The 1,976-nt window shown below is 40.6% G+C and carries 3 protein-coding genes; 2 read left to right on the top strand and 1 reads right to left on the bottom strand.

The window, feature by feature from the left end; translation table 11 throughout:
* On the bottom strand, positions 1–784 hold a 784-nt coding region (locus AC1DPQ_RS26365), incomplete at its 3' end, for a GlxA family transcriptional regulator (protein ID WP_477611378.1).
* Between the two features lie 135 nt (positions 785–919).
* Between AC1DPQ_RS26365 and AC1DPQ_RS26360 the strand changes: the two genes are divergently transcribed.
* Both AC1DPQ_RS26360 and AC1DPQ_RS26355 read left to right on the top strand, forming a co-directional pair.
* Positions 920–1,474 carry a dihydrofolate reductase family protein gene (locus AC1DPQ_RS26360; RefSeq protein WP_477581309.1) on the top strand — a complete coding sequence of 185 codons (555 nt, stop codon included), beginning with the start codon at positions 920–922 and terminating at the stop codon, positions 1,472–1,474.
* Between the two features lie 29 nt (positions 1,475–1,503).
* Entirely contained in the window at positions 1,504–1,893 is a 390-nt protein-coding gene (locus tag AC1DPQ_RS26355; RefSeq protein ID WP_477581307.1) for a VOC family protein, read from the top strand.
* The last annotated feature ends 83 nt before the right edge of the window (positions 1,894–1,976 follow it).

The raw sequence follows: 1,976 nt of genomic DNA, 5'->3' as shown, positions 1-1,976 counted from the left end.
GTGTATTATTGGTAGCGGCCTTAAACCGACGGATAAAATTACGTTTTCCCATATTAACCAGACTGGATACCTCGTCCATCGTGATTTCATTCTGGTAGTTTTCTTCAATATACTGCTGGGCTTTCAAAATGTCTTTATCATCATGCTGATGCTGGCCTGTAAATACCTTAAAATGCGCCTGGCTGGTTCTATCCATTTCAATGGCAAACATTTTACTGATCCACAGCGCAGCTTCGCGGCCGCAAAATTTCTCGATCAGGTAGAGGATCAATTTAAGAGAAGAGAATGCTCCGCCACTGGTATAAACCCCGTCCTGGTCGGTGGTTACCAAATCGTTTTTCATTCTTATTTTAGGGTAACGTTTCTGCATATCGGCTGCTACAGCCCAGTGTGAGGTTACTTCTTTACCATCAAGCAAACCCGCTTCTGCCAAAAAGTAGCTACCCACGCATAAACTGGCCACTTCTGTCCGACTGGCGTACATTTCTTTGATCCATTTAACAGCCGCTTGGTTTCGGCCCAACACGCCCTCGTTACCAACACTAAATGACGGAATAATAATCAGATCAGCTTGTTGAATTTCCTCATAATTTAACTGCTCGATGTTGATGTTGTTAAAGTGAAAGGGAATTTCGTGATCTTTCTCTGCAACCAAACTTAGCGCAAATACAGGCTTTTTACCAGCACGCTCCATATAACGGTTGGCACCACTCAATAAATCTATTACTCCGGTAACCGATGAAGGGACAGCCTCGTCGAAAATATAAAGGCAAACTTTTAACATGCTTAAATCATTATTTTAATGCTAACTAAATTAAGTATTTTATTTGTCACTTTCACGCCCTTAAGTTGTCATTTATGCCACCTAAATGATGTCGATAATCTACAGAGATTTGTAACAGATAAAACAACAGAAACAATGGGCAAATTAAGTGTATTCAATTTTATCAGTCTGGATGGCTACTATAAAGATGCCAACAATGGTATCGACTGGCATCAGCACGGCCAGGAAGAGGGTGAGTTTAGCGCAAAAAATCTGGAGCATGATAACATCCTGCTCTTCGGCCGGATTACTTACGAAATGATGGCATCGTGGTGGCCATCTCAAAATGCCATTGAGGCAATGCCCGAGGTAGCCAAGGGTATGAACCAGGCTGAAAAGATTGTGTGTAGCAATACCTTGCAGCATACCAACTGGCAAAATACACGGATAACGAGCGGAAATATATTGACTCAAATAGCCGAGCTGAAGAAAACATCTCCAAAAGATATTACCATTTTAGGCAGCGGCAATCTGAGCACACAACTGGCCGAAGCAGGTCTGATTAATACCTATCAAATAATGATCGATCCGGTAGCCATTGGCAAGGGAGCTTCTATTTTTAGTGGTATGCAAAGACAATTAAATTTGAAATTAACTGATACCCGAAGCTTTAAAAGTGGTACCGTATTATTGAGTTATGAGGCAATATAATTAAGAATCAATATCTAAATACTATAATTATGAAAACAAAAATCTGGGCCAATTTAGGCGTTAAAAATGTAGAGAAAAGCAGAGCCTTTTACACCAAACTAGGTTTCGAAAAAAATGCAGGGCACGAGAGCGATGAACTGGCCAGCTTTTTATTTGGCGAGGATAATTTTGTGATACACTTTTTTAAGGAAGATAGTTTAAAAAAGGGCATGAAAGGCGAATTAGCCGATTTGAGCAAGGGCAATGAAGTTATATTTACCATTTCGGCCGAAACAAAGGAAGAAGTAGATGACTGGGCCGTAAAAGTAAAAGATGCCGGCGGTTCTGTATTCTCGCCACCAGAAGAATTTCAAGGCATGTACGGCTGTGCTTTTGCCGACCCAGATGGGCATAAGTTTAACATATTAAAATGGAAATAAGTATACAAGCGGTCTGCGATAATACAGGCCGCTTTTTTTTAGTTAATCTGCCGTTTTTTCTCTTCTATGGCCAGAAGTAATTG

The sequence above is a fragment of the Pedobacter sp. 01T416_2 genome (assembly GCF_056398925.1).
The sequence above is the reverse complement of the archived record's forward strand: the minus strand, read 5'-3'. Positions and strand labels throughout refer to the sequence as shown.